This window comes from Streptomyces sp. NPDC016562 (assembly GCF_043076955.1).
Lineage (GTDB): Bacteria > Actinomycetota > Actinomycetes > Streptomycetales > Streptomycetaceae > Streptomyces.
On sequence record NZ_JBIBRZ010000009.1, the window covers coordinates 89,670 to 114,818 of the forward strand.

Annotated in this window: 25 protein-coding genes; 8 read left to right on the forward strand and 17 right to left on the reverse strand. The window is 70.8% G+C overall.

Annotation, left to right across the window (positions count from 1 at the left end):
- Nucleotides 1-329: 329 nt before the first annotated feature.
- The gene (locus ACF059_RS29250; RefSeq protein WP_392062803.1) at nt 330-1,169 is read right to left on the reverse strand and encodes a helix-turn-helix domain-containing protein; all 840 of its coding nucleotides are present in this window, start codon (nt 1,167-1,169) and stop codon (nt 330-332) included.
- 329 nt (nt 1,170-1,498) lie between these two features.
- Here ACF059_RS29250 and ACF059_RS29255 point away from each other — a divergent pair, with 329 nt between their 5' ends.
- The gene (locus tag ACF059_RS29255; RefSeq protein ID WP_392062806.1) at nt 1,499-2,005 is read left to right on the forward strand and encodes a peptidoglycan-binding protein; all 507 of its coding nucleotides are present in this window, start codon (nt 1,499-1,501) and stop codon (nt 2,003-2,005) included.
- Between the two features lie 261 nt (nt 2,006-2,266).
- Here the strand turns inward: ACF059_RS29255 and ACF059_RS29260 are convergent, their stop codons facing one another.
- Complete coding sequence (locus ACF059_RS29260) at nt 2,267-2,773, reverse strand: hypothetical protein (protein WP_392062809.1); 507 nt, start codon at nt 2,771-2,773, stop codon at nt 2,267-2,269.
- Nucleotides 2,774-2,980: 207 nt separating this feature from the next.
- On the opposite strand from ACF059_RS29260, the gene ACF059_RS29265 reads away from it, so the two are divergent.
- On the forward strand, nt 2,981-3,796 hold the full coding sequence (locus ACF059_RS29265) for a hypothetical protein (RefSeq protein WP_392062812.1): 816 nt from the start codon (nt 2,981-2,983) through the stop codon (nt 3,794-3,796).
- 204 nt (nt 3,797-4,000) lie between these two features.
- Here the strand turns inward: ACF059_RS29265 and ACF059_RS29270 are convergent, their stop codons facing one another.
- Complete coding sequence (locus ACF059_RS29270) at nt 4,001-4,726, reverse strand: DUF6193 family natural product biosynthesis protein (protein WP_392062815.1); 726 nt, start codon at nt 4,724-4,726, stop codon at nt 4,001-4,003.
- A gap of 106 nt (nt 4,727-4,832) precedes the next feature.
- Nucleotides 4,833-5,564 (reverse strand): SDR family oxidoreductase, encoded by a 732-nt coding sequence (locus ACF059_RS29275; protein ID WP_392062817.1) that lies wholly within the window; start codon nt 5,562-5,564, stop codon nt 4,833-4,835.
- Between the two features lie 95 nt (nt 5,565-5,659).
- On the opposite strand from ACF059_RS29275, the gene ACF059_RS29280 reads away from it, so the two are divergent.
- Complete coding sequence (locus ACF059_RS29280; protein ID WP_392062820.1) at nt 5,660-6,511, forward strand: LysR family transcriptional regulator; 852 nt, start codon at nt 5,660-5,662, stop codon at nt 6,509-6,511.
- A 206-nt stretch (nt 6,512-6,717) separates the two neighbouring features.
- Here the strand turns inward: ACF059_RS29280 and ACF059_RS29285 are convergent, their stop codons facing one another.
- Entirely contained in the window at nt 6,718-7,515 is a 798-nt protein-coding gene (locus ACF059_RS29285) for a maleylpyruvate isomerase family mycothiol-dependent enzyme (RefSeq protein WP_392062823.1), read from the reverse strand.
- A gap of 482 nt (nt 7,516-7,997) precedes the next feature.
- On the opposite strand from ACF059_RS29285, the gene ligA reads away from it, so the two are divergent.
- Nucleotides 7,998-10,058 (forward strand): NAD-dependent DNA ligase LigA, encoded by a 2,061-nt coding sequence (gene ligA / locus ACF059_RS29290; protein WP_392063345.1) that lies wholly within the window; start codon nt 7,998-8,000, stop codon nt 10,056-10,058.
- Nucleotides 10,059-10,286: 228 nt separating this feature from the next.
- Here the strand turns inward: ligA and ACF059_RS29295 are convergent, their stop codons facing one another.
- Nucleotides 10,287-10,979 carry a TetR/AcrR family transcriptional regulator gene (locus ACF059_RS29295; RefSeq protein ID WP_392062826.1) on the reverse strand — a complete coding sequence of 231 codons (693 nt, stop codon included), beginning with the start codon at nt 10,977-10,979 and terminating at the stop codon, nt 10,287-10,289.
- 53 nt (nt 10,980-11,032) lie between these two features.
- Here ACF059_RS29295 and ACF059_RS29300 point away from each other — a divergent pair, with 53 nt between their 5' ends.
- A complete protein-coding gene (locus tag ACF059_RS29300; RefSeq protein ID WP_392063348.1) occupies nt 11,033-12,151 on the forward strand; it encodes an FAD-dependent oxidoreductase in 1,119 nt (372 codons plus the stop codon).
- A 294-nt stretch (nt 12,152-12,445) separates the two neighbouring features.
- Here ACF059_RS29300 and ACF059_RS29305 read toward each other — a convergent pair whose 3' ends face one another.
- Entirely contained in the window at nt 12,446-12,988 is a 543-nt protein-coding gene (locus ACF059_RS29305; protein WP_392062829.1) for a hypothetical protein, read from the reverse strand.
- A gap of 261 nt (nt 12,989-13,249) precedes the next feature.
- Here ACF059_RS29305 and ACF059_RS29310 point away from each other — a divergent pair, with 261 nt between their 5' ends.
- Complete coding sequence (locus ACF059_RS29310) at nt 13,250-13,669, forward strand: DUF5958 family protein (RefSeq protein ID WP_392062831.1); 420 nt, start codon at nt 13,250-13,252, stop codon at nt 13,667-13,669.
- 682 nt (nt 13,670-14,351) lie between these two features.
- On the opposite strand, the gene ACF059_RS29315 is transcribed toward ACF059_RS29310, so the two are convergent.
- Entirely contained in the window at nt 14,352-15,014 is a 663-nt protein-coding gene (locus tag ACF059_RS29315) for a hypothetical protein (protein ID WP_392062834.1), read from the reverse strand.
- 517 nt (nt 15,015-15,531) lie between these two features.
- Between ACF059_RS29315 and ACF059_RS29320 the strand changes: the two genes are divergently transcribed.
- Nucleotides 15,532-15,948, forward strand: coding sequence for a hypothetical protein (locus tag ACF059_RS29320; protein WP_392063351.1), 417 nt, complete (start codon nt 15,532-15,534; stop codon nt 15,946-15,948).
- A 182-nt stretch (nt 15,949-16,130) separates the two neighbouring features.
- On the opposite strand, the gene ACF059_RS29325 is transcribed toward ACF059_RS29320, so the two are convergent.
- The 9 genes from ACF059_RS29325 to sigK all read right to left on the reverse strand — a co-directional run bounded on the left by ACF059_RS29325 (nt 16,131) and on the right by sigK (nt 24,324).
- Nucleotides 16,131-16,847: an alpha/beta fold hydrolase gene (locus ACF059_RS29325; RefSeq protein WP_392062837.1), complete on the reverse strand. Its 717-nt coding sequence runs from the start codon at nt 16,845-16,847 to the stop codon at nt 16,131-16,133.
- 3 nt (nt 16,848-16,850) lie between these two features.
- Complete coding sequence (locus tag ACF059_RS29330) at nt 16,851-17,672, reverse strand: DUF1295 domain-containing protein (protein WP_392062840.1); 822 nt, start codon at nt 17,670-17,672, stop codon at nt 16,851-16,853.
- On the reverse strand, nt 17,669-18,955 hold the full coding sequence (locus tag ACF059_RS29335; RefSeq protein WP_392062843.1) for a class I SAM-dependent methyltransferase: 1,287 nt from the start codon (nt 18,953-18,955) through the stop codon (nt 17,669-17,671). Before ACF059_RS29335 ends, ACF059_RS29330 begins: the two co-directional genes overlap by 4 nt.
- A complete protein-coding gene (locus tag ACF059_RS29340) occupies nt 18,952-20,193 on the reverse strand; it encodes a class I SAM-dependent methyltransferase (RefSeq protein ID WP_392063354.1) in 1,242 nt (413 codons plus the stop codon). Before ACF059_RS29340 ends, ACF059_RS29335 begins: the two co-directional genes overlap by 4 nt.
- 104 nt (nt 20,194-20,297) lie before the next feature.
- Nucleotides 20,298-21,044 carry a DUF1365 domain-containing protein gene (locus tag ACF059_RS29345; RefSeq protein WP_392062846.1) on the reverse strand — a complete coding sequence of 249 codons (747 nt, stop codon included), beginning with the start codon at nt 21,042-21,044 and terminating at the stop codon, nt 20,298-20,300.
- Nucleotides 21,041-22,300, reverse strand: coding sequence for an NAD(P)/FAD-dependent oxidoreductase (locus ACF059_RS29350; protein ID WP_392062849.1), 1,260 nt, complete (start codon nt 22,298-22,300; stop codon nt 21,041-21,043). Before ACF059_RS29350 ends, ACF059_RS29345 begins: the two co-directional genes overlap by 4 nt.
- Before the next feature lie 119 nt (nt 22,301-22,419).
- Entirely contained in the window at nt 22,420-22,902 is a 483-nt protein-coding gene (locus tag ACF059_RS29355) for a peroxiredoxin (RefSeq protein WP_392062852.1), read from the reverse strand.
- 82 nt (nt 22,903-22,984) lie between these two features.
- Complete coding sequence (locus ACF059_RS29360; protein ID WP_392062855.1) at nt 22,985-23,734, reverse strand: anti-sigma factor domain-containing protein; 750 nt, start codon at nt 23,732-23,734, stop codon at nt 22,985-22,987.
- Nucleotides 23,731-24,324 carry an ECF RNA polymerase sigma factor SigK gene (gene sigK, locus ACF059_RS29365; RefSeq protein WP_392062858.1) on the reverse strand — a complete coding sequence of 198 codons (594 nt, stop codon included), beginning with the start codon at nt 24,322-24,324 and terminating at the stop codon, nt 23,731-23,733. The genes ACF059_RS29360 and sigK overlap by 4 nt, the downstream gene beginning before the upstream one ends.
- Nucleotides 24,325-24,762: 438 nt before the next feature.
- Here sigK and ACF059_RS29370 point away from each other — a divergent pair, with 438 nt between their 5' ends.
- Complete coding sequence (locus ACF059_RS29370) at nt 24,763-25,002, forward strand: chaplin (RefSeq protein ID WP_392062861.1); 240 nt, start codon at nt 24,763-24,765, stop codon at nt 25,000-25,002.
- Nucleotides 25,003-25,149 lie beyond the last annotated feature (147 nt).

Consider the following 25,149-nt stretch of genomic DNA (forward strand, 5'->3'; position numbering starts at 1 on the left):
CGCACGGCGTACGGTCGCCGAACCCCGGGCCCCGGCCTACCCCCAGGCCGGGGCCCAGCCATGCCGGCATCGTGTGAGGGTTTAACGGGCGAGGCCGTGCCGGGGTGGGCCCGGAGACACGAGGTGACGGCGAGCGATCCGGCAGCCTCCCAGGCGCAGCCGTCCGGGCCGGTCAACCTCTCGGCGACGCCGTCGGCGACGATGCGGTGCGAGCCGGTGTCGCCGGCAGGGACAGGCAAGGTCCCTGGCCAGAGCACGGGCACCACGGCACCACGGCACGGGATGGATCTTGCTCACTCACCCCGCCCGGCGGTCGCACCACCTGAACATCAATCCCCGGGCAGGCCCCCGGGGCCCTGCCGGACCGTAGCGAGTTCGGCGCGCACGACCGACGGCACGTGACCGGTGTGGCGCTTGACGGTGCGGGTCAGGTGGGCGTGGTCGGAAAAGCCCAGATCGGCCGCGAGGCGGGCGAGGTCACCGGCCCCGCGGGCGAGCAGGTCCAGCGCCCGGCGGACACGCAGCTCGTTACGGTAGGCGCTGACGGTCCTGCCCGTGACCTGGCGGAAGACCCGGCTGAGGTGACCCGGTGATGTCGCCAGCGCCCGCGCCAGTTCCTCGATACCGGTGGCGGGCTCCGCAGCGAGGAGCTCCTGCACCCCGGCCGCCAGGACCCGGTGGCGCACCCAGCTCCGCGGCGGCGGCAGATGCGGCCGCCGGGAGTACCTCGGGAGGGCATCGAGCAGCAGGAGGAGGCCTTCCGCCGCCTCGGACGCGTCGATGCCGCGGGCCGCGCCCGCGACGAGCCTGCGGTGGCGGTAGTCGAACGCGGCGTCAGGACGCAGGACCCAGCCGTGCGCCGGCATGACCCGGCCCAGGTGCTCCTCGTACGCACCGGGTGTGAGAGTGATCCACGAGATCTCGACGTCCGCGGTACCGGCGAACTGCTCCTCGGTGCCCCGGCGGCTGGTGTACGCGGTCGTGGCGTCCAAATACTCCTCCACCCCGTCGGCAGTGCGCCGCCGCCAGCCGCTGCGGTACAGACACAGCGCGTCGTCCTCCTCCAGGACCAGCGGCGTCCATCGGCCGGCCCGCCCCACCCACGGCTGGTGCACGTCCCTCATGGTGACGCCGTCGATCTGCGCGACCAGTTCATTGCGAATCGCCATGCCGCCTCCCCCACCCGACCGCCGTCACTGACGCCGTTGCTGACGCTGACGCCCGATTGTGCCGCCACAGCCCCGGCCCGCGACAGAGGCCGAACCAGGCGGGCCGAACCGGGCATGGATGTTCAAGCCGCCGGGCCGGCCACGCCCGGATGATGACGGTGGCCGGGAACACCGGCCCGGTATCCGCCCGGGGGATCCGCGGCCCAGCCGCCCAGCCAACCAACCGCTGCCGTCACTCACCTCCTGACGCCCCGGCAGGCTGCGGGTCGTAACTGCGGAGTGCACCGCGCGGAACTGTCCGTGAATCCGAGTAGAAGTGGACCCTCGTCTTGAACATCATCCGCAAATTCCTCATCGCCGCGGTCGCCGTGTGCGCGACGCTCTCGGTCACCGCCGGGACTGCGCACGCCGACGGCACGAGCTGGTCAACCAACCCGACCCTGTGCCAGTCCGGATGCAGCATGGACGCCAACTACATCCGCTTCTGGCAGTCGGTGCTGTGGGCCGACAACGTCTACGGCCGCATCACCTCCACCACCTTCATCGACGGCCAGTTCGGCCCCAACACCAACGCCCGCACCAAGGACTGGCAGTCCATCCACCTCGACTGGGACGGCAAGCCACTGCTCGTGGACGGCAGGACGGGCCCCCGTACGTGGTGGTCGGCCCAGTACACGTACAACAAGAACGTGTGCTCCTTCGACCAGGAAGGAAACAAGAGCTGCACGTTCTACGGCACCGCGCACCAGTTCAAGTGGGGCGTGCCGAACGCCGCGAGCAACAACTGGTGGTTCATCAACCCCCGCACCGGAACAAAGGTGTGGCTCACCGCCTGACCCTCCTCTTTCACACCGCACCATAGAAGCGCGTTCATCCTGCACACACACGCGACAGAGCTGGCTCGGCTGCTGGGTGTCGAAGATGTCGCCATGCAGCCCAGCGACCAGGCCAGCCTGACGCGATCACCCCGGCGTCGACTGGGCGCAGGAGCAAGGCGCCGGCCTGGAGTCCGGTCGCATGGCCATGCGGCTCGTGACAGCGAATGACGGCGTCCCGCCCCTCCCCGCAGGGGCGGGACACGACCGTCTGCGGTCCTGTCACCCTTGAAGCAGTCGCCTTCGCCGGGCCTCTGCGCCCCGGTCAGGCGCAGTCGACGCCCTGTCGGGCACGGGAGCCGGCTTCTCGGGAACCGGGCGAAGGGTGATCAGGTATGCCTCGGCGGACTCGAGGAGGGAAGAGTCCGGGGCCTGGCGGCGCCCGCGGGCCTTGACCTCCAGCTCGTACCAGCCCGGGCCGGAGGCCGACAGGACCGGAAGTTCTGAGCGCGGCCCATCGACGACCGACTCGACACGCATGCTGCCCGTGGGCGACCAGACCAGCGCCGTAGCCTCCTCCTCCCATTGCTCCGACGAGACTGGCGAGGTCCCTGTCCGGACTTCCACTCGCACGTTGCCTGTGTTGATGCCGGTCCGCACCACCGCCCCCGCGGACATCGGGGCGATCAAGTCACCCGACCAGTCAGCGCTCTCGATGGGTACTTCGCCGTGGTCGAAGATCCCGAAAGCGCCCTCGTTGACGAAGACTGGGGCCTGGTGGATCGTCATCAGCGCTCCTCATGTCGTACCGCGCAACCGCCGCCAGGAGAGGCAATCACCGGCCCGCCCGCCACGCAACGGCGCCGCCCCTCCTGGCCGGGGCCAACACTGCCCCTCCTGAACGGGCACGTTGAACGGGTCGCCCTGAACAGGCAACCATGTCCAGGCCGGGCCGGCGCCTGGGCAGCACCGGTGCTGCGCTCATATCCTGAGTTGATGTATGAGACCTCCGCCGCTCTGGCGACCGCCCGCTGGCCGCTTGCCGCAGCCGCGGAGACTGACTGGCTTCATTCACTGGCCGCCGACGACGGGCTCACCGGCTTCATGCCGCCGCCGCTGCCTGACGCGGCGTGGGTGCTCCACGCCATGTACGAACACGAACGCGGGCCCTTCGACATGTCGTACGTCGAGTACCGGCGTGCCTTCTTGAACTGGCACGCGACCAGCCCGGACATCGTCCCGGGCCTCGAACCCGCGGACGTGTTCACCGACGTCTCGAACACCTTCGCCAAGCGGACGGGCGAGCACCCCGGGCCACGCTATCGCCGTCTGCGCTGGGCGGAACTCTCCATGCGGACGGGAGACCCCGTGGCCCCTGAGGGATTCCTGCCCTGCCACAGGTCCTTCCCTTCGCTCCACGAGACGGGGGGTTGGCCGGTCGGCATCACGTCGCCCTCCGAGGGCAGCCTGGACCGTACCGACTGGAACCGGCTGGTCGAGATCCTCACCGAGCACAGCCCTCACGGCCCGGACACCCGCTGCCTCGCCTACTACACCCCGTTGGGACAAGGAGCCGAGGACTTCGACAACCTCCACGTCCGGGCCGGCCGGCTCTCGGACGCCAAGGCCTTGTATGACCACCCCGAGGAGGAGTTCTGGACCCCGTCCAACCTCTGGGCCCACGACCGGTCCTGGGTCCTGTGCACGGATTACGACTTGTGGGCCACCAAGGTCGCCGGCCCGGCGCCGCTCGTCGAGGCCCTCCTCAACGACTCGGAGATCGAGGCCGTACGCCTGCCCTGGGCTCCCTGACCCGACCAACCGACCTCGGATGACGGCGGTCGCCCCATCCCTCCCCGCCGCGGGTCGTTCGGCATGAGGTACTTCCCCATCCAGGTGGTGACATCCCCTGGGGACGCTCCCCGCCTCCTGCCGCCTCCTCACGCGAAGTCCCTTGGCCGCGAGACAGGTAACCCTAAATGGCGGGTACCGACTTCGCCCTCCCGCCCAGCGTCACTATCCTCTCTTGGCGGTGCCTGTGACCGTCAGCCCAAGGTCGGCAGGGAGATAGGCCGCCGCCAGGGCCACAGCCTCTTCGGCCGTGACGGCCTCGCCGATGACGTCGGCGTGAGGGTGCTTCAGCACGCGGTACCGACTGCCGCCAAATGACGGGGCAATGGCGACCTCAACGTGGAACGGAAATCCGGTGCAGGAGCTGAAGCCGAGCGTCCAGTGGCTGGAGAACACATAGAGCTCTCGCAGACGCCGTTCGGCGTGAGCCGCTTCCACGAGTGCGCCGAACTCGGGAAAATCCGGTGCCTCGGCTGCCTGTTTCCGCATCAAACACCACTGCAACTCCAGGACCGCGGCCGGCCCACGGTCGTGCGCTTCGGCGCGCTCGCTGAAGTGCAGAAACGGCAGCTCCGCCCGCAGCTCCCGAAGACTCCCGCCCTGTCCCCACGCCACGCCAGCCCTGACGACATCCGCCAGATCGGACGTGGATCCGGTGATGAATTCGACCCCCTGGCTCCAACCAGAGACCCCGAACCTGCGACTCGCGGCCCCGATGTGAACGGACAGCGGCTTGCGCTCAGGCACCGACGCAGCGATGCCCGCCGAAACGAGTGTCCCCCAGTCGCCGGGCACCACCACGAGATCGACATCAAGGTCTGCCGCCAGCTGTTCCAGTGCGCCGGCAAGGCTACCCGCAGCGACCAGGTCGGGATAAAGATCAGAGTTCACCTCCGAAGTCTGCCATCGCCCTGATGGCTGGCGGCCTCAGCGCTGAACCATCGTGACCCGGCGCGGGCGAAGCCGCGTCACCTGGCGGGTGACGACCCCGTGCACATCACCAGGGCACTTCGCCGGTGTCTGCGAAGAACTGACCGGTCGGGCCGTCGTCGGGCAGGGTGGCGAGTTTGATGGCGATTGCCGCTCCCTGGGCGGGGGTGCGTACGCCGCGGAAGCCGTTGAGGTCGGTCGCGACGTAGCCGGGGCAGGCGGCATTGATGAGGATGTTCGTGCTGGCCAGCTCCCGGGCGTATTGGAGGGTGACGGCGTTCAGGAACGTCTTCGACGGCGCGTACGCCACGGCGATCGGACCCGTCGTCTGCTCGGCAGCGGTTCCTGACTGCCGGGTGAGGGAGCCGACGCTGCTGGACATGTTGACGATCCGCGGTGAGGCAGAGCGGCGCAGCAGAGGCATCATCGCGTTGGTGACGCGGATGACGCCGATCACGTTGGTCTCCACGACCGTCCGGATGGTGACGGGATCGACGCGGGTGGGCTCCTGGGGCGCACCGCCGGTGATGGCGGCGTTGTTGACGAGCACGTCGAGGCGTCCGGCCTGTTCCTCGATGAGTCGTGCGGCGGCGGTCACGCTCGCATCGTCGGTCACGTCCAGAGGTACGCCGAACGCGTCGACGCCGGCCGCGCGCAGTCTCTCCACCGCGGCCTTACGGCGCTGCTCGTCGCGGGCGCCGACGCCCACGCTCCAGCCGAGGGCGCCCAGACCCGCGGCGATTTCGTAGCCGATTCCCTTGTTCGCGCCGGTGACCAGCGCAATCGTTCGTTCGCTCATGGGGATCATGCTGCCCTCGGACGCGGGCGGGGGTCCAAGACCGATCGGGTGGGCAGCGATACCGTCAGGGTATGGATCTGGAGTAGCGTGGCCGGATGGAGACCCGGGAACTGCGCTACTTCGTCGCTGTCGCTGAAGAGCTGCACTTCGGGCGCGCCGCGCACCGGCTCGGGATCGCACAACCGCCTCTGTCACGGGCGATCCAGCAGCTCGAACGCCGGCTGGGGGTAGTCCTCCTGGATCGGACCAGCCGCAGCGTCGCCCTGACCGAGGCCGGTGCGGTGCTACTGACCGAGGGCCGGGCCGCCCTCGAAGCGGTCGACGCCGCCGAGCGCCGGACCCGACGTGCCGCGCTGTCCGCGACCGGCCGACCCGGCCTGGGACTGGTGACGAAGGCCAGCGCGTCCAGGGAACTGCTGGCGAGACTGCTCGACGCGTACGCCGCCGAACCCGGCGCGGTCCTCATCGACGTCATCCTGTGCGGCCCGGCCGAGCAGGAACGACTCCTGCGCGAGGGCCGGGCCGACGTGGCGCTGCTGCACCGCCCGTTCGACTCGACGGCCGGGTTCCACACCGAGGAACTCAGCACGGAGGGCCAGGTTGTGGTCCTGCCGGCCGGGCATCCGCTCACTGGCCGGGCCCATGTCCACATGGCCGACATCACCGATCTGCCGGGCCTGCCCCTGCCACGCTGGCCCGACTCCGACGGCGCCTACCCGCCCGGTCCCGGCCCACAAGTCCGCGACCACGCACAGCTGTTGCAGCTCGTCGCGCTCGGCCGGGCCTGCGCGGTCTCACCGGAGTCGTGCCGAACCCAACTGCCCGATGACCTCGCCGCCGTACCGGTGCTGGATGCGCCGAAAGTCACGACCGTGATCGCCTGGCCACCGCACAGCCGGTCCAGAGCCGTCGCCGACTTGGTGCGGACTGCGACATGTCTCCAGTAAGTCCAGCACGTCTGGTCAGGGTCCGCCTTTCATGGCCGGGCTCTGATGTCGATACCGACGCCGGGCTCGAAGGGGCCCCCCGCCTGCCTCCCGCGGTCAGTGCGGCAACGCGCCGGCGCCGCGGCCGTCCGGGCCGCCCGTGGCCGGACGCCCTGCCCTCGCGCTGCGCGGGCGGGCGTTCTTCTGGCCACTACCCCGGCTACGTCCTACTCCTCCGGCTCCCAGGCGCGGAGCAGGTCGAGCAGCCCTGCGTCTCCGTCAACGCGCAAGGAGCTGGCGGGGATGCGGTCGTACAAGTAGAGGACCAACTCACTGGCCGTGCCGTGGACGGAGGCGCCGGCCTCGTCCGAGTCCTCACCGGTCGGGGCAGCTGGCGCGGGGATGGGGGTGGAGCGTGCGCCGTCGCCGTCGACCGTGAGGCGCCAGGAGTGGCCCTCGGTCGCGTGGAAGTCGAAGGTCGTGGGCTTGTGCGGCCAGGCGCTGGGCGTCGCGACACAGGTGAACAGGAACTCCTCGACACCGTCGAGTGCGACGTGGGCCGGCAGCGGCTGCGGGGCGCCTGCGGCGAGCTCGGCGTCGTAGGTGTGCACCGCGCTCTCCTGGACCCGGTGCCGGGCGACTCCGCCAGAGGTCCGCGGCGTCTGCAGGGCACTCCACCAGGCCCAGCAGCCGGCGTCCGGTCCCGCCTCGCGCAGGGCGCTCAGCAGAAGCTGCGTCGACGCGGCCAACCAGGCCAGCAGGGCCTCACGCTCCCGCGGCACTTCCAGAGCGGCGCGCGCAGCGGCGGCCTCGGCCGGAGGAGCGTCGGCGGGCCCTGCGGCGACTATGGCGGCCCAGTAACGGTCTCCCCCACCCAGGTGCTTCACCAGATCGAACAGCGTCCATCCGGGGCAGGTGGGCACCTGTGCGTCGAGGCTGGGCGCGGCGGCGACCGCGGTGCGGAACGCGGTCGACCGTTCATCGATCAGGCGCAGGAGGTCAGGGAACTCGAGATTCTTTTCCACGCCGGATGTCTATCACCGCGTTCCGGTGATCGGACAGCGATTTTCAACATCGCGGTTGGTTTGGCCCTTTGGCCATTGGGCCATTGGGGACGTCGTCCTCGCCTCCCGCCGCTCAGGGGACATGCTGCGCACTGCGGCGAGGACGCTGGTGGTCGCGGTTCGCCCGCGGTCACGCCGGTGGGTGCGTGTCACCGCGTGCGGGACGAAGAGCGGCAGGTCCGCGACGCCGTGGTCGGCGAACTCGGGACCACCGCCGTCGGCAAGTCTGGGTAGGGCCAGTTCAGGTCCTCGCCCTCCCTCATCCCGCATCGGCAGTGGCCCATCTCTGCGTAGCCGCAATGCGCAGAGCGAGTGTGTGTCCAGCGCGACGACCGGGACCGGGCAGCGCACGAGAGCGTTCAGCACAACCGGACCATCGTCCGCGTGAGCCGGTCGGCTCGGGGTGCGCCAGGCTGAGCCGGTTGTCAGTGCCGGGCATGATGATGACCTGCATGACGGAAAACAGTGCCCTCCTCTCCCGTGACGCCTACGCGGAGGCCGTGACCACCGCCCTGGCGGCGTCGGCCGCCTATTACGGCGACGGGACCACCCCGCTCGGTGACGACGAGTACGACGGACTGCTGCGCGCCATCGCGGCCTACGAGGACGCCCACGCGGACGAGGCGCTTGCCGAGTCGCCTACGGGGAAGGTGGCGGGCGGGGCGGTGCAGGGCGACGTGCCGCACTCGGTGCCCATGCTCTCCCTCGACAACGTCTTCAACGCTGACGAGCTCGCCGAGTGGGCCGCAGGGCTGGAGCGGCGTCTCGGGCGCCCTGTGGCCGGGTGGTGTGTGGAGCCGAAGCTCGACGGTCTCGCGGTGGCCGCCCGGTACCGGGGTGGGCGGCTCGTACAGGTCCTCACCCGCGGGGACGGCCTGGCAGGCGAGGACATCACCCACGCCGCCGACGCCGTCGTCGGTCTGCCGCCGGTCCTGACCGAGCCGATCGATGTCGAGCTGCGCGGCGAGGTGCTGCTGACGACCTCGCAGTTCGAGGAGGCCAACCGGATCCGGCTCGTCCATGAGGCCACGCCCTTCGCGCACCCGCGGAGCGGAGCGGCCGGCACGCTGCGGGCCAAGGACCGCCCCTACCGGATCGAGCTGACCTTCTTCGCCTACAGCGCGGTCGGCCTGGACGACCTCGGCCATGTCGCTCTGCTGGAGAGGCTGGCCGCGCTCGGCGCGAACACGGCCGCCACCACGGCCGCCGCCCCGATGCGATGCGAGACCGTGGAGCAGGTACAGGAACGCATCGACGCGATCGCCGGCTTGCGAGCCCAACTGCCGTTCGGAATCGACGGTGTCGTCGTCAAGGCCGACACGGCGGAGGACCAGCGGCAGGCCGGGAACGGCTCGCGCGCTCCGAGGTGGGCGGTGGCCCGGAAGCTGGCGGCCGAGCACAAGGTGACGCGCCTGCTGGCCGTGGAGTGGAACGTCGGCCGCACGGGGATCATCGCCCCGCGCGCCGTCCTGGAGCCCGTCGTCATCGACGGCGTGACGGTCACCTACGCCACGCTCCACAATCCGTCCGACATCACCCGGCGCGGGCTCATGGTCGGCGACCAGGTGTTCGTGTACCGCGCCGGCGACGTGATCCCCCGGATCGAGGCACCGCTCGTCGACCAGCGCACCGGCACCGAGAGCCCGATCCTCTTCCCCGAGGCGTGCCCCCGCTGCGGCGACGCGATCGACACCACCGAACAGCGCTGGCGCTGTGTGCGCGGCCGCAGCTGCCAGGTCGTGGCCTCGGTCATCTACGCCGCCGGCCGAGATCAGCTCGACATCGAAGGCCTCGGAGGCACGCGGGCGATCCAGCTGGTCGAGGCCGGACTGGTCCAGGACATCGCCGACCTCTTCACGCTGACCCGCGAGCAGTTGCTCGGGCTGGAGCGGATGGGCGAGACCAGCGCCGCGAACCTCCTGGCCGCCATCGAGACCGCCCGCGGAGCCGCTTTGAGCCGCGTGTTCTGCGCGCTCGGAGTGCGCGGCACCGGTCGCACCATGTCCCGCCGGATCGCCGCGTACTTCGGCTCGATGGCGGCGATCCGGGCCGCCGACGCGGACACCCTGGCCGAAGTCGACGGCATCGGCACTGAGAAGGCCCGCGTCATCGCGGCCGAACTCGTCGAACTCGCCCCGCTCCTCGACAAACTCCAGGCGCAGCGGGTCGGCACGCAGGTCACCACCCCGCAAAGGCCTGCGACTGCGACGGCGGCGGCCGAGGGCGAGGGCGAGGAATCGGCGGGCGGCCCGCTGGCCGGACAGGCCGTCGTGGTGACCGGCTCCATGACGGGCGCCCTCGCAGCGCTGTCCCGAAACGAGATGAACGAGCTGATCGAGCGGGCCGGCGGAAAGGCCTCCTCCTCGGTGTCCAAGCGCACCACCCTCCTGGTCGCGGGCGAGAAGGCCGGCTCCAAGCGCACCAAGGCCGGAGAACTGGGCATCCGTATCCTCGACCCCGAGGAATTCGCCGTACTCGTCGCCGACTTCCTCGCCGCCGCTTAGGTGGTTGACCCCCAGCGGTATTCAGGTGGCTGGCAGGCGGCTGTCCGCCCAGTGCGGTGTGGCAGCGATGGTGGCAAGATCGTTTGCCGACACCGAGTACCTCATTCGTTCGGTGTTCGGTGCAGTGGCTACGCCTTCAGTGCGTAACCCAGACCGTCACCGAGTGCCCCCTGCCCGGCCCGTGGGCAGGGGGCATCGAGCTCGCTCACCTGCGGTGAGAGCCGAGCGTCATGCCGATGGCCGGGTGAGTCTGGCGGCCACGGCGTCGAGGACCCAGTCCAGGCCGGTCTCGAAGGACGCCTCGGCGTCCACGTCCGTGCCGTCGTACACGGCCTTGGTCAGCGCCGGGAAGCGGCCGGTGGCCAACATCCTTGTCAGATACGGGCCCGAGGCGCGTTGCCAGTCGTGCTTCGACTGGCCCGTGGCGCGCTCGGCGCGAAGGTTCGCGATCTCGCGCCTGATCGCGCCGGTGAAGTAGGCGCTGACCGTCTCCACCGCCCGCATGGCGGTGTCGATGTCGGTGAGGGGGTCCAGGGCGGCCAGCGTGGCCTCGCCCACAGCGAGGGCGTTCGGGCCCAGGGCCGGGCGGCCGCCCAGTAGGTCGGCCAGCCATTCGTGCCGGAGAGCCGCGTGTCTCGTGCGCTGGGCGAGGGTGCGCAGCGCTTCCCGCCAGTCGCCGGGCTGCTCCTGGTGGAGGATCTCGGCGTAGACCTCGTCCACCATGAGGTCGAACAGCTCCTGCTTGGTGGAGATGTATCCGTACAGCCGCATCGGGCCCGCATCCAGCCGGGCGGCGACCTTGCGCAACGACACCGCGTCCAGCCCGCCCTCGTCGGCCAGCGCGACGGCGGCGGCAACGATCCGCTCCCGGTCGAGCGGCACGGGGCGAGCCGACGGCTCCGGCCGGTCCCACACACTCATGAGTCACACCGTTCTGCTGCGGTACGCCGATGATGGAAATACAGTGTATCGCCATGAGACATCGTATCGCCGTAGTCGGGAGCGGCCCTGGAGGCCTTACCTTCGCCCGTGTCCTGCACCGCCAGGGCTACCCCGTCGCCATCCTCGAACGCGATCCGGCCCCCGACGTCCGCCCGCCCGGCGGGGCGCTGGACCTGCATGAAGGGCTGGGACAGCTCGCGCTGGACAAGGCGGGGCTGCTGGCGGAGTTCCAGGCGGTGTCCCGCCCCGAGGGGCAGGCCATGCGCATCCTGGACGCGGACGGCACCGTCCTGCGCGACTGGCGACCCCGTCCAGATGACCGGGCCAATCCCGAGATCGACCGCGGGCAACTCCGTGACCTGCTGCTCGGCGCTCTCGACGTGCAGTGGGGGCGGAGCGTGACGCAGGTGGTGCCGGGGATTCGGGAAGGTGTAGCAGTCCATTTCGCGGACGGGCGACGGGAGACGTTCGACCTCGTGGTCGGCGCGGACGGCGCCTGGTCGCGAACACGGCCGGCAGTCTCCTCAGTGACACCGCACTACACCGGCGTCACCTATGTCGAAAGCGCCCTCGACGACATCGACACCCGCCATCCCGACCTCGCCCGGCTGATCGGCGAGGGTTCGGTGGCCGTGTACGGGGTGAACCGAGCTCTCGTCGCCCAGCGCAACAGCGGCGGCCACGTCAAGGTGTACGCCCAGTTCCGCGCCCCGCTGGCCTGGCACGCAAACCTTGACCTGGGGGACGCTGAGGCCGTGCGATCGCGCCTGCTGGCGCTGTTCGACGGCTGGGCCGCTCCAGTCCTCGGCCTCCTCCGCCACGCCACCGCTTTCGTCCATCGCCCCCTCTACGTCCTGCCCGTGTCGCATACCTGGACCCATGTCCCCGGGGTGACGCTATTGGGCGACGCCGCCCATCTGATGCCTCCGTTGGGGGCGGGCGCGAACCTCGCGATGCTGGAGGGCGCCGAACTCGCCGAGTCCATCGCCGCCGGCCCTGGGAATCTGGACGAGGCTGTCCGCACCTTCGAGGAACGGATGTGGGCACGGGCCGGCAGGTGGGCGAAGATCACGACGGCGGGTCTGGAACGCCTCGTGAGCCCGGACCCCGCCGAGGCTCTCGCCCTCTTCGACCAAGTCCAGCCTTCCTGACCGCCAAGTACGAAAGCACGCGCCCGAGCTCCAGCACCAGCAAGCCCTGGGCCCAGTCGGGTCCCGACGAGGATGGCGGGTTGGACGGCGAGGGCGACGCAGTGGGTGAGGCTGCGCCTGCTGCGGCTTAAGGGCACCCCCGGGAAGCAGTTGTGGAGTACCTCGCCGCCGCGGGCGTCACCCACGAAGCAGCCCAGGCCGTCCAGCGGGAGTCCATGGTGGTCGGCCAGGCGGTCGGGCTTGGCCCCATCAATGAGACTGCTTCTGCCGCCAGGTGGCTTTCGCGTACGGCGATCACTTTCCGTCGGTGATGTAGTAATCGTTCTTGATGTACTCCAGGGTGTAGCTGCCGAGGTCGCTCTCGGTGAAAGTGGCAGAAGTCCGGACCGCTTCGAGCGGCATCTCGATCTTGTCGGGGCTGTGGACGAGGACGCGCTGCGGATCGACGGTCGCGGTTTGCAGCGCCTTCTTCTGCTCGGGTGAAATCATCTGGAAGACGATGACGTACGTCGAGGTGCACGGACCGAACCCCTGGTCCTGTGCCTTTTTCGCGCCCGGCCCGGCCACTTCGCAGACCGTGGCGATGTCCTCGCGCCCGAGGCCGTGGAGGTACTGCTCGTACCGCTGGATCGCGCGCTCCTTCGTCCTGGGTGCGGGCTGGTCGCCGGTAGGGGCGGGCGACGGCTTCTCTGGGCCAGTGGACGCCGACGGCGCGGCCGACGGCTCATTCGTCGACGTCGACACGGACGGCTGCGAAGGCTTCGCGCCCGCATCCTCCTTGGCCTTCTCCGGACCGCACGCGCACGCCGCCAGCACCAGGCCGGCGGATACTGCCACGCTCACCATCGTCCGTGTTCTCATCGGATCCCCTCCACCAGCCGACTACACCATCAAGGGTTCACGCAGGATCCAGGGGAACGGTTCCCGCGGCGGTGCATGAGCTGCGAACTGGGCCGCTTTCGCTTCCGCCGTCGTAGCGCCGACGCCCGTGACCCCCCGACCGTTCCCGGGTGCCTCGTCGAGCCGCCTGGTCCGCCCGGGAGGAGGCGTGCCGCTCGCCTCAGGCTTGGCTTCGATTGCTGTGAAATGATCGGCCAGATGGTGGGGACCAGCAGTGAGGATGGGTGGGCGCTTTGGCACAGAGCCGAGCGAGTCGTCAACGAAGTCGCCCAAGGGCTCTGCACGTTGGACGAGGAAACATCCTGGTTCTCCGACCTTGCCCCGGCAGGACAGCAGGCTGTACTGCAGCAGGTCGCCAGCTACGCGATGCAGGCCCACATCACGGCGACAGACGGGCGCGAGGGGGTTGCCCGGTCCGGGGTGAAGCCCACGGCCAACCCTTCGGTGATGATTTGTATGGACCCGCCTCGCTACGGGTTCGCTGTTCTCCCGGCCGTCGAACACGTCCAAGCGTTCCGTGTCCTGGTCTCAGTGTTCTCCGTCGCCGACACTCGCCGAAAGCAGACCTACTGCAAAGGTGCTTGCGGCCACCCCTGGCACAACTTGCCTCCCCGGTGAGACGCCGTGGCGGCACACCCTGACTCGATTGCGGTTCCCCTGATTGATTGCCGCTGGGTCTTCTGATCGTTTGTTGATGTCGCCGCCAGCCGGCGTTCCCGACCACTCCTTCGTCCCGCTGAGGGGCAGGCGGGTGACGCACCCGTCTTCGAGTCGCCCATGGCACGGATCCGGGTTCCCGGACCGGTTGGCAGACAGCGATCAACGCCGGGAACGGTCCTGGCCGACGAGGCGTACTCACGGCGCGCTCGCCGCGGTCACCTGCGCCGTCGCGGAATCCGGGCGGTGATGCCGCGACCGGCCGACCGGCCGCCAAGTGCCAGCGCGCGGTAGTCTCGGTCGCCGGCTGCTGGCCTTGGCCGCGACCTCGAGCATTGCGTCACGTGGATCACTTTGCTGACCAGTGGCATCACCGCCGCTCACCTGGGAACCGCATGGGCACCGCCTGCCGATGGCAACTACTGCACTCGCTCTGTTCTGCCCCCCCTCCCCCAGCCCGCACCGGGCCACGTTCCCCTCACTGAACCCACGCCCCACCCCTGGGCCCGGTCCGTCACCGGGGAGCACCTGCAGCCTGGTTATCGGCAAGGCTTCGTCGTCGGGGGGCGAAGACTCGCCCGGCGGACTGGGCAAGGGCACGAGGGTCTTCTGAGTGGTCGGTCAATCCCGAACGCAGCGGCTGTCACCAAGGGGTGCGGATTTTGATGCCCAGGGCGCGGACCCGATCCTGGTCCTGCGGCGGAAGTCTCAGCAGCAGGTCCTCCCCCACGACGCCGTCGTGCTGCCAGATGGCGCTCAGGCTCTCCAGGGCCGCGTCCGCGACCTCGGGCTCCTCGTCCGCCGCGGCGAGCACCAGGGCTTCCACGACTGGCCTGGTACGGAGTTCCGCGACCGCCCGTGCCGTCCGGGCCCGCTGCTGCGCGGGGACGGCCGGGTCGGCGAGCGAGCGCAGGACGTTCGCCGTGTCACGGGCGTCATCGCAGGGCAGTACCCAGATCACGTAGGCGAGTTGCGCACCGACCATGATCAGGTATTGCAGTGGCATGAGCAGTCCCACTGGCAGCAGCGGCACCAGTGGCAGGACGACCATCCAGCCGCCCCGGATCCGCTGGGGGCCGCCGGTCGGAGGTTCGAACCGTCGACCGGCCAGCAGGACGATCACGAACATGGTCGCGATCGTCAGGAGGGGCACACTCACGAGCGCGACCCCTATACCGAGCGCGAACTCCTCAGCGAAGGGTCCGTCCCCGAGGGCCGGCAGCACCGAGGCGGCGGCCACACAGGCGAGCAGGGCGGTCAGAATGTAGCGCCACAGGGATATCCACAGCCACTTCCCCGTACTCATGACGGCTTCCTCATTTCAACCCAGGTGCGGTGGTCAACGTCCTGACAGAAGAGGCCAGCCGTCCACTCCGTCAGGCGCAGCGTAGCCTGGCGTCGGCCGTGGCGGCATGGGAGATCCACCGTCTTCTGGCTCTTCTGCCTCTTCTGCGCGTGGTCGATCCGACCGTGCCCCCCACCCCTCGTCGAGGGCCGCGTCCGCTGGGCCGGGCGTGCCGGGGCGGGTCGTGCAGAGGGCGGTGGGGGCCCGCGGAGCGGTCTTCTGTTCTGTCAGGGAGCGTTGATCCCGAGGTTCTGGTTGGTGGCGTTCGTCGCTCCGGGGCTGAGCAGGTTGTTGTTCGTGCGACGGTGTTGGTGACGATGCAGGGAGCGTCGGCGGCGACTTCACTGTGAGGTCGACAATGAAGGCGCTGCTCACCGACGTTCACGTTCGTTCGTAGGATCGCTGCATGCCTCATGACGAACGCGTAACCCGGTCCACGTTCTCCCGTCGCCTTCAGCCGATATCAGCTCCTCAGGCGATGTCGCGGCTGCCCCAGCGGATCTGGTCGGACGAGGACTGGAAGCAGATCCAGCTCGGCTACGCGGCGCGGGACATGGATGAGAAGTGGAACGTCTTCACGGAGGGCGAGGTTGTCTTCCTGCACCGCAGCTGGACCGGGCACGGCGTCTTCGCCGCGACATTCGGCCCGGTTGACGGCGGTGGATGGCAGATCGTCAGCGCCGTGGTCGAGCGGGACGCCGAGCGCTACCGAGGGACGGACGATGCCTATGACTGCGTGATGCTCGAGCTGGTGATCAGCGCCATCGTGCTGGGCGAACCGGCGGCTGACCTCCGCTCGCAGTTGGTGGAGTTGACACGTCGGCAGTCCGGCTCTGCCGATGCCCCGGCCGGTCTGATTCAGCACAGCGCCTTGGGGCTGCGCTCGGACTCCTAGGTTCGTCTGGACGGGTGCCCTTGCCCCTTGACACCCCCGCCCGCGGCCCGTGACCCCGCCAGGCACGCCTTGGGCGTCGCCGCCCGTCTGTGGGCCGTCCGTCCGGGCCGGCGGCCCACGGGCCTTTCGTCGCGAGCCGCCATGGGCGCCGGGTGGGTGCGCGGGGGGGGTGGGTGCGGGATTCAGAGGCGGGAGGGGACCCCGTTCCAGGAGAAGCCTTCCTCGACGGCAGCGGGGAACGGGGTGATACCGAGCAGGGCCGTGGTGGCTTCGGCCGCTGTGCGGTGCCACAGCCGCGCGTCCTGGATCATGGCGTGGCCGCCTCGGCGCATGGAGATCCCGGCGACGCGGGCGCCCGCCCCGTGCGCGCGGGTCAGGTACGACCAGGTGTCCTGCGCCCTGGTGACGCGGTCGGCTTCGTCATGGAGCGCGATGACGGTGCGGCCTTGCAGGTGGCTCACCGGCTCGGCGGGCGGGCACCACGGGGCGAGCGCCACGACGCCTGTGACCTGTGGGTCCGCGGCGGCGCGCAGCGCCGCCCGGGCGCCGAGGGAGTGGCCCACCAGGACGACGGGCACCGGTCCCGTCAGCGCGTGCAGTTCGTCCAGGGCACGGCGGGCGTCGGTGACGGGGTGGGCGTGGTGGCCGTTCCATCCCCGGTACTGGTAGCGGACGTGTGCGACGAGGATGTCCTCGTCCACGGTGGCGCGCAGGATCGCCCGGGCGAACGGGCGCGTGCGCAGCGCGGGCAGGTTCAGCCGGGGTGGCGGCTGCAAGGCGTCGGCCCGGCCGCCGTGGAGGAGCAGTACGGCTCCCTTGACCGCGCCGGGTGACAGGCCGGTGCGGAGCGGAGCCAGGGCCCGGCGGTCCGCCGCGTTGTCGATGGGGGGTGGCGGCATCGCTCATCCTCCTGTCCGGGAGCGGGGGCGGCGGGGTGGCAGCGGGAGGAAGCCGCTGGTGCGGGCGACGTACTCGGCGAAGCCGGGGCGGTGTGCCATGTGGTTCTCCAGGAGGCGTTTGCCGCTGCCGACGGTGAGCAGCAACGTCATGGTCACCGGGGAGATCAGGGCTGCGGCCGCGGTCGGCCAGCTGGTGCAGGCCAGGAGGTACAGGCCCCACCAAAGGAGGCTGTCGCCGAAGTAGTTGGGGTGCCGGGTCCAGGCCCACAGGCCGCGGTCCATGATGCGGCCGCGGTTGTGCGGATCGGCTTTGAAGCGGGCCAGCTGGTGGTCGCCGACGGTCTCGAAGAGGAGGCCGGCTGCCCAGAGGGTGATCCCGCAGACGGCGAGGGGGCCCAGGGGTGCGGTGCTGTAGGAGGCGATCTGGACGGGAAGGGAGATGAGCCAGACCAGTGCCGCCTGCAGGAGGTAGACGGTGCGCAGCGCGTACCACTTCTGGTTTCCCGGAGCTTTGGCCAGAAGTGCGGTGTAGCGGGGATCCTCGCCGTGGCCGCGGGAGCGGTGGGCGATGTGCGCCGCGAGCCGCAGCCCCCAGAGGGCGGTCGCCGCGAGAACCACGAACCGGCGGCCGTCGTCGCCGTGACCGGCGGACAGCAGAAAGGTGACGGTGGCCACGGCGGTGAAGGCGATGCCCCAGGCGATGTCCACGATCCGGTGCAGGCCGCGGCGTACGGCGACGGCGAACGTGATCAGGAGCACCGCGAGGGCTGCGCCGGCGGCCGCGGCGAGGTTGGGGGCCAGGGCACCCCAGTGGACGCTGTTCACGGCTGCCCTGCCGGGTGGTACCAGGCGGCCGGGGTGGGCGGCATGGCGGAGCGGCCCTCGCGGGTGGGGCGGACGGCGAGGATCTGGTCCACGCCCATGCGGCGTTCGGTGAAGGCGAGTGAGGCTCCGGCCAGGTACAGGCGCCAGACCCGGCCGGTCGTTTCGCCTACGAGGTCCACGACGTCGCTCCAGTGGTCTTCGAGGTTGGTGCGCCAGGCATCGATCGTGGCGGTGTAGTGCTCGCGCAGGGACTCCACCGACCGTACTTCAAGACCGGAGCCCTCGAGGAGGTCGGTGGTCTGCCCGACGGGGCGCATGTGCATGTCGGGGGCGATGTAGGTCTCGATGAACGCGCCGCCTCCGGGGGCGTTCGCTCCGCGGGACATCTGCTGGACGAGCACCCGGCCCTCCGGTCGTAGCGCGCCGTACAGCTTCGCGGTGAAGTGGGGGTATTCGGCGTCGCCGACGTGTTCGCCCATCTCGACGGCGCTGATGGCGTCGTATCCGGCGCCGTCGATGTGCCGCCAGTGCCGCAGCTGGACGTCGACCAGGTCGGTGATGCCTTCCCTGGCGCACCGTTCGGTGACGAAGTCCCGCTGGGCCCGTGACAGCGTGACGGCGGTGACGTGCGCCTTGTGTTCGCGGGCTGCGTGGACGGCGAGGGAGCCCCAGCCGCAGCCGACGTCCAGCAGCCGGTCACCGGCCCGGAGGCCGAGTTTGCGGCAGATCAGCTCCAGCTTGTCCCTCTGGGCGTCGGCCAGGCTGTAGGCGGGGTCGTCGGAGCGCTGCCAGTAGGCGCACGAGTACGCCATCGAGGGATCGAGGAGGAGGGCGTAGAAGTCGGTGGAGACGTCGTAGTGGTGGCTGATGGCGGCCCGGTCGCGGGCTGTGCTGTGCAGGCGGCCGCCCAGACGGGCCCGTCCGTCGGGACGGGCCGGGGGCGGGCCGAGGACGCCCAGCCGTGCGGCCAGCACCGCGGCGGTGGCCAGGGCGCCCGGCTGGGGCCGGGTGGGGGGCTGGTCGCGGACGGCCTGCCCTGCATGGGACAGGGCGTGGGCGAGGTCGCCTTCGACGTCGAGATCACCGGTGATGTAGGCCTCGGCGAGGCCCAGCTCTCCGGGCTGCCACAGCAGTCGGCGCACCGCCTGGGGTGAGCGCAGCAGGATCAAGGGGGCGTCGGCGGGGCCGGCCTGGCTGCCGTCCCAGGCCCGCACCCGTACCGGGAGGGGGCCGGGCAGGACGCGGCCGGCGAGGTCGGCGAGGCGTTCGGCGGCGGTCTTCATCGGCGGGTTCCTTCGGTCAGGAGCAGCTGGCGCACGTCGAGGTAACGGGAGCGGAACCCGGCTTCGCAGTAGGCCAGGTAGAACTCCCACATGCGCTGGAAGACGGGGTCGAAGCCGAGGGCGGTGACGGCGTCCTTGTTCGTGGTGAAGCGCTGGCGCCACAGCCGCAGGGTTTCGGCGTAGTGCTCGGCGTAGCCGTCGTCGGCGGTGGTGCGCAGGCCGGCCGCGTCGGCGTGTTCGGTGAGGGCCCGGCGGGAGGGGATCAGGCCGCCGGGGAAGATGTACTTGCTGATGAAGGTGTGGGTGGAGGCGGTGTTCAGCATCTGCTGGTGGCCCATGGTGATCGCCTGCAGGGCGATCCTGCCCCCGGGGGCCAGGGCGCGGCGCAGCGCGGTGAAGTAGTCGGGCCAGTATTCGCGGCCCACCGCTTCGATCATCTCCACGCTGACGACGGCGTCGTAGCGTCCCCGGACCTCGCGGTAGTCACGCAGCTGTACCTCCACGCGGTCGGCCAGGCCGGCCGCGCGGATCCGGTCGCGGGCCAGGTCGGCTTGTTCGGCGGAGAGCGTCACCGTGGTCACCGTGGCGCCGCGTGCGGCCGCGCGCAGGGCGAGTTCCCCCCAGCCGGTGCCGATCTCCAGCAGACGGGTGCCTTCCTCGACGCGGGCGAGGTCGAGCAGGCGGTCGATCTTGCGGTGCTGGGCCTGGGCGAGGGAGTCGAAACGGGCGGGGAAAGCGGTGAAGAGGGCGGAGGAGTAGGTGAGGGTGGGGTCGAGGAACGCGGCGAACAGGTCGTTGGACAGGTCGTAGTGCCGGTGGATGTTGCGGCGCGCTCCCTGGGGGGTGTTGCGGTCCTGTCCGGGCCGGGCGGCCGCCCACAGGGGCCGCAGTCGGCGCAGCGGTGCCGGTACCAGGGTGTCTGCGTGCGCGGCGAGGACGGTGAGCGCGCCGGGGAGGTCGTCGCTGTCCCATTCTCCGGCCATGTAGGACTCACCGAAGCCGGTCAGGCCGTGGCGGGCGATCCGCCGGTAGAAGGCCTGCGGGTCGTGGAGCGTGAGCACCGGTCCCGCGGTGGTCCCGGCGGGGGCGCCCTCGGGCTCCAGCAGCGAAAGCCGGTGCAGGGCCCGGCCCACCAGATGACGTGCAATCGCGGTCCGCACCGGCTGGGCCGCCGGTAGACGCGCCACATCCGGCCACCGTGCGGCGTCGGCCGTGTCCCGGCGGACGGCGGAGGCTATCGGGGCGGGCTGTGCCGGCGCGGGCTGTTCCGGCACGGTCCGGGCCGCCCTGCGGCCGGCGTCGTGGGACGGGCGGACGCGGCCGGGGGACGTGGTGGGCTGGGTCAAGACGACAGGCCTTTCTGGCAGTTGGTCCGTGGGCGGGGCTGGACGGGCAGGCCGCGCAGCAGCAGGTGGATGCCGTGGCGGCGGATGCCGGCCGACACGGCGACGGTCGACCAGGGCCTGCGTACGGCTGTGGCCAGGAGGTTCAGGGCGGTTGCGGGACGGCGGCGGCCGCGGACCGTGGCGGTGAAGGGACGGCCGCCCTCGGTCTCCAGCTGCACGGCGAGGCGCAGGTCCTCCCCCGGCAGCGGCAACCGCATCCGGTAGCGGCCTTCGACGGGGAAGAAGGGCGATACGTAGAAGGCCTTGTCCGCTTCGGCCCTCCCGGCGCCGTCGGGACGCAGCAGGTAGCAGTGGCGCTGGCCGTAGGTGTTGTGGACTTCCGCCACCACGCACACGGGGGCCCCGGAGGCGTCGTGGCACCAGTACACGCTCAGCGGGTTGAAGACGTACCCGAACACACGGGCGTGCGCCAGCATCAGGACGCGGCCGCCGCCGAGGTCGATGCCGTGCGTGGCGAGGAAGGCCTCCAGCCCGGCGCGTATGGAGGCGTCCCGGCCGGAGAAGTGGTCGCGCGCGTCGAAGCGGGCGAGCGGACGCAGCCCGATCGGCAGGACCGGCAGGTGGTCGAGATCGACGTACCACAGGTACGTGCGGTGCCGGAAGGAGTGGCGCAGGGGCGTGGTGCGCGCGTGGCCCACGACGCACTCGTACAGGGCCGGCCCTCCGGCCCGGGTGCCGGTCACCAGCGCACGCCCAGGGCGCGGGCGGCCGCGACGCCGGAGCGGCAGCCGTCCTCGTGGAACCCCCACCCGTGCCAGGCCCCCGCGTACGCCGTCACCCCGGTGTTCAGCAGGGGCAGCTGCTTTTGCGCGGCGACCGACTCGGGGGTGTAGACGGGGTGCTCGTAAATCATCCTGTCCACCACCAGGTGGGGGGCGATGAGGTCGTCCGCGCCGAGGGTGACGACGTAGTCGGCGCCGTCCGGAAGGCGCTGCAGGCGCTGCATGTCGTAGCTGACGCGGACGGGATCGGTGGAGGGCTCGCAGCCGGTCATCCGGTAGTTCCAGCTGGCGCGCGCCCTGGCGGAGCGGGGCAGCAGGCTGGTGTCGGTGTGCAGCACGGCGGGGTTGCGGCTGTACGTGAAGGCGCCCAGGTACCGCTTCTCGTCCTGGGTGGGGTCGGCGAGCAGGCGCAGCGCCTGGTCGGGGTGGGTGGCGATGACGACGGCGTCGTAGGTCTCGGTGACGCCGTCTTCGGTCATGATCCGTACGTCGCTACGGGTGCGCCAGAGGGCTGCCACCGGACTGGAGGTGCGCACGCGCTGGATGTGCTTGGCCGCGGCGTTCACGTAGGCGGCGGAGCCGCCGGTGACGGTCTTCCACTGCGGGGAGCCGGTGACCGACAGCAAGCCGTGGTGGTGGAGGAAGGTGAACAGGTAGGCGGCCGGGTAGGCGAGCGCGGTGCTGGCCGGGCAGGACCACACCGCGGCGACCAGCGGCAGCGCGAAATGACTGATGAAGTAGGAGGAGAACCCGCCCTCGCGCAGGAAGTCCCCGAACGTCAGGGCCGGGTCGGCTCCGCGGGCGAGAAGCCGCCGGGCGCCGCGGTGGAAGAGCGGCACCTCGGCCAGCAGCCGCAGGTGGCGGCCGCGCAGTGCGGCCCGCGAGGCGAACAGTCCGGCGGGGCCGCGGGCGCCCGCGTACTCCAGGGCGCAGCCGTCGCACCGCACCGACATGCTCATCTCGGCGTCCTGGGTGCCGATCCCCAGCTCACGGAAGAGCCGCAGCAGGGTGGGGTAGGTGTGCTCGTTGTGCACGATGAACCCCGAGTCCACGTTGACCGTACGGCCGCCCGGGCCCGGCGTCTCATGGGTGTGGGCGTGACCGCCGAGCCGGTCGTCCGCCTCGTACAGGGTGACCTCGTAGGAGGACGCCAGGACGTAGGCGGCGGTCAGGCCCGCCACTCCGGCGCCCACGACGGCCGCTCTCCGTTGTTTCACTACAACCGCTCCTGCCCTCGACGCGCCGCCCGGCTGCTGCGCTTCACTCGTACTTCGCAGCGGCCGGGCGGACGGATTGGAGGCGATTCGCTGCGGGAGCACGGGACCGGCGAGCGGTCTCAGTCGGTCAGGGCGGCGAGCTGCGCGCTCAGGGTGGCCGCGGGCGGGTAGGTGGCGCCCACGGCGGTGACGTGCTTCCAGTGCAGGCGCCCGTGGGGGTCGATGATGAACACCGAGCGTCGCAGTCCGATCAGGGGTGCGGTGATCCCGAAGGACTTCGCCACCGCTCGCCCTTCGTCGGACAGCAGCGGCATCCGCAGGCGCCGGTCGCGGGCGAAGGCCTCGTGGCTGTCGACGCCTTGCGGACTGATGCCCCACACGACGGCTCCGGCGGCCTGGAGCTCTGCCAGGCCGTCGGAGTAGGAGCACAGCTGCGCGGTGCACACCGGGGTGTCGTCGCCGGGGTAGAAGGCGAGGACGAGGGGCTGACCGCGTTGCTCGGCCAGGGCGTAATCGGTGCGGTGGAAGGTGTCGCCGTCCAAGTGCCCGCCGGGCAGGCGGAAGTCACCGACGACGTCCCCGATCTTCGGGGTGTTGGCCATGAGGGAACCTCGATTGGTTGGGGGGGCGGGCGCCCGGCGGAGGCACCGGTGTCACGGTGGACGTGGGACGGTGGGCGCCCGGTCAGGCGGGAAGGGCCATCAACAGCAGGGGCTGGGTGGTGGGTTGGGGAGAGCCTCCGGCAGGTTCGATGGTGAGCCCGACAGCGCCCGCGTCGGCGGGGTTGCCGGTGAGGACGACAGTGCCATCGTCGTCGATAAATCCGGCCGGGCGCATCCTGCCGTCGTGATCCAGCCACAGCTGATAGGTCCTGCCCGCTCCCGGTTTGGGCAGGTTGGCGGCGGTGAAGACGGCCTGGTTCTGGCGGTCGGAGGACACCACCGTGGCCAAGGCTCCGTTGGCCGTCCGGCCGTGGACGGTCCGCGCGTCCGGGGCCGCCAGCACGGCGCTCACCGCGGCGAGTTGCCGCTCGGCCTGGCGGGCCTGCTGCTTGAGGTCCTGTCCGTTCTGCGTCTGCCATACGGCGATGCCGCCGAGTGCGGCGGCGGCCACGCCGGCGGCCAGGGCCAGGGGCACGGCCTTGCGGCGCAGCATGCCGGCGGGGGCGGGTCTGGCGGCGGGTGTGGGAAGGCGAGGGGGAAGCTGGCGCACGCCGTCGATGGCGGCCATGACCTGTGCTTTGGCTGCCGGGGGCGGGGGCTGGGAGACGGCTGCGGCCAGGCGTGCCGCGGTCGCCTGGAACTCCGCCGCCTCCTGCCGGCAGGCTTCGCAGGCTTGAAGGTGTGCGTCGAAGTCCTGGCGTTCGCCGTCTTCGAGTGCGCCGAGGGCGTAGGCGGCGGCGAGGGCGTGGGCGTCGGTGGCGTGGTGTTTCATGCGGTCACCCCCATGCAGTCGCGGAGCCGGATCAGCCCGTCGCGCATGCGTGTCTTGATCGTGGGAAGCGGTGTGCGCAGCGCTTCGGCGACTTCTCGGTAGGTCAGGCCCTGGTAGTAGGCCAGGGTGACCGCTTGGCGCTGGATCTCGGTCAGGCCGCGCATGCAGCGGCGTACCTGCTCGGACTCCAGGCGGGTCTCCACCTGTTCGGCGACCTCGTCGAAGGCGGTGGTGTGCTCGCGGGCGGCCTGGGCGTGCTCGCGGTCGGTGGCGGCCTGGGCGGAGCGGACGCGGTCCACGGCCCGCCGGTGGGCGATCGTCGCCGCCCAGGTGGTGACGGAGCCGGCGTCGGCGCGGTAGCGGGCGGCCTGACGCCACAGGTCGATCATGACCTCCTGGGCGACCTCCTCGGACTGGGCCCGGTCGCGGACGACTTTGACCACGATCCCGAAGACCAGGGGCGCGAGGGCGTCGTAGAGGGCGGAGAAGGCCTGTTTGTCGCCGTGAGCGACTTTTTGCATGACGTCGCTCAGGTCGCTGCGGGCGGGGTCGGCGGAGCGGCCGGTGTGGAAGGGGATCGGTTGGTTCACCTTCGGGGCTCCGGCCGTGGTGAGGAGGCGGAGCGGCGGCCCGGGTCGGCCGTCGGGGGGCGGGGCGTCCATCGCATGCCGGTCCTTGCGTGTGGTCTGTGCGGGGCCGGGGCGCCCCCGTGGGAGGGTCCGGCCTTCGGATGCTTGTGCGTGTGTCGAGGGTTCTTCGTAGCGGACCGGGCTGCGGATGGGAGCCTCTTCGTCCGCCACGCCGGGCAGGGCTGGCCCGTTGGAGTGAAGCGCGCGGAAGGCGCCAAGCCGGGCCGGAAGCGGCCGCGAAGACGGCGTGTGAGGAAGCCGAAGGCGTTCACGAAGTGTCACGAGGTGTCACGAGGTGTCACGAGGTGTCACGAAGTGTCACTGGGCGTTCACGAGGCTTTCCCCACCGGCCGTGCGGGACCTCCGCGCGGCCGCGCATCCTCACCGGAGGTAAGAGACATGGTTCGTGTGCGACGAGGTCTGGCCGTGGCCTTGGTGGCCGGCGCGGTCGTGATGGCGGGCGCGTCGGCCGCTTCCGCCGACGCGGGCGCGCGGGGCGTTGCCGCGTACTCGCCGGGGGTGGGCTCGGGCAACCTCATCCAGGTACCGATCCACATCCCCGTCAACGCCTGCGGCAACAGCGTAAGCGTCATCGGTCTGCTGAACCCGTCGTTCGGCAACACCTGCGTCAACGCCTGACCCGATAGAGGGCGCGAGGCACTCCTGGGGGCGCCTCGCGTAGGCGGCCGAGCGGGGCGCGCCGGCTGCGGGTGGTTGTAGGTACAGCCACCCGCAGTTCGTGCGTCGTGCGTTTCCCTGCGTCCTGCGGCCTGCCGGCGGCCCTCC

Excerpts from the sequence above, each read along its gene's own strand:
- ACF059_RS29250 (WP_392062803.1), bottom strand. The coding sequence starts at position 1,169 with ATGGCGATTCGCAATGAACTGGTCGCGCAGATCGACGGCGTCACCATG.
- ACF059_RS29260 (WP_392062809.1), bottom strand. The coding sequence starts at position 2,773 with ATGACGATCCACCAGGCCCCAGTCTTCGTCAACGAGGGCGCTTTCGGG.
- ACF059_RS29265 (WP_392062812.1), top strand. The coding sequence starts at position 2,981 with ATGTATGAGACCTCCGCCGCTCTGGCGACCGCCCGCTGGCCGCTTGCC.
- ACF059_RS29275 (WP_392062817.1), bottom strand. The coding sequence starts at position 5,564 with ATGAGCGAACGAACGATTGCGCTGGTCACCGGCGCGAACAAGGGAATC.
- ACF059_RS29280 (WP_392062820.1), top strand. The coding sequence starts at position 5,660 with ATGGAGACCCGGGAACTGCGCTACTTCGTCGCTGTCGCTGAAGAGCTG.
- ligA (WP_392063345.1), top strand. The coding sequence starts at position 7,998 with ATGACCTGCATGACGGAAAACAGTGCCCTCCTCTCCCGTGACGCCTAC.
- ACF059_RS29295 (WP_392062826.1), bottom strand. The coding sequence starts at position 10,979 with ATGAGTGTGTGGGACCGGCCGGAGCCGTCGGCTCGCCCCGTGCCGCTC.
- ACF059_RS29300 (WP_392063348.1), top strand. The coding sequence starts at position 11,033 with ATGAGACATCGTATCGCCGTAGTCGGGAGCGGCCCTGGAGGCCTTACC.
- ACF059_RS29310 (WP_392062831.1), top strand. The coding sequence starts at position 13,250 with ATGGTGGGGACCAGCAGTGAGGATGGGTGGGCGCTTTGGCACAGAGCC.
- ACF059_RS29315 (WP_392062834.1), bottom strand. The coding sequence starts at position 15,014 with ATGAGTACGGGGAAGTGGCTGTGGATATCCCTGTGGCGCTACATTCTG.
- ACF059_RS29320 (WP_392063351.1), top strand. The coding sequence starts at position 15,532 with ATGTCGCGGCTGCCCCAGCGGATCTGGTCGGACGAGGACTGGAAGCAG.
- ACF059_RS29325 (WP_392062837.1), bottom strand. The coding sequence starts at position 16,847 with ATGCCGCCACCCCCCATCGACAACGCGGCGGACCGCCGGGCCCTGGCT.
- ACF059_RS29335 (WP_392062843.1), bottom strand. The coding sequence starts at position 18,955 with ATGAAGACCGCCGCCGAACGCCTCGCCGACCTCGCCGGCCGCGTCCTG.
- ACF059_RS29355 (WP_392062852.1), bottom strand. The coding sequence starts at position 22,902 with ATGGCCAACACCCCGAAGATCGGGGACGTCGTCGGTGACTTCCGCCTG.
- ACF059_RS29360 (WP_392062855.1), bottom strand. The coding sequence starts at position 23,734 with ATGAAACACCACGCCACCGACGCCCACGCCCTCGCCGCCGCCTACGCC.
- ACF059_RS29370 (WP_392062861.1), top strand. The coding sequence starts at position 24,763 with ATGGTTCGTGTGCGACGAGGTCTGGCCGTGGCCTTGGTGGCCGGCGCG.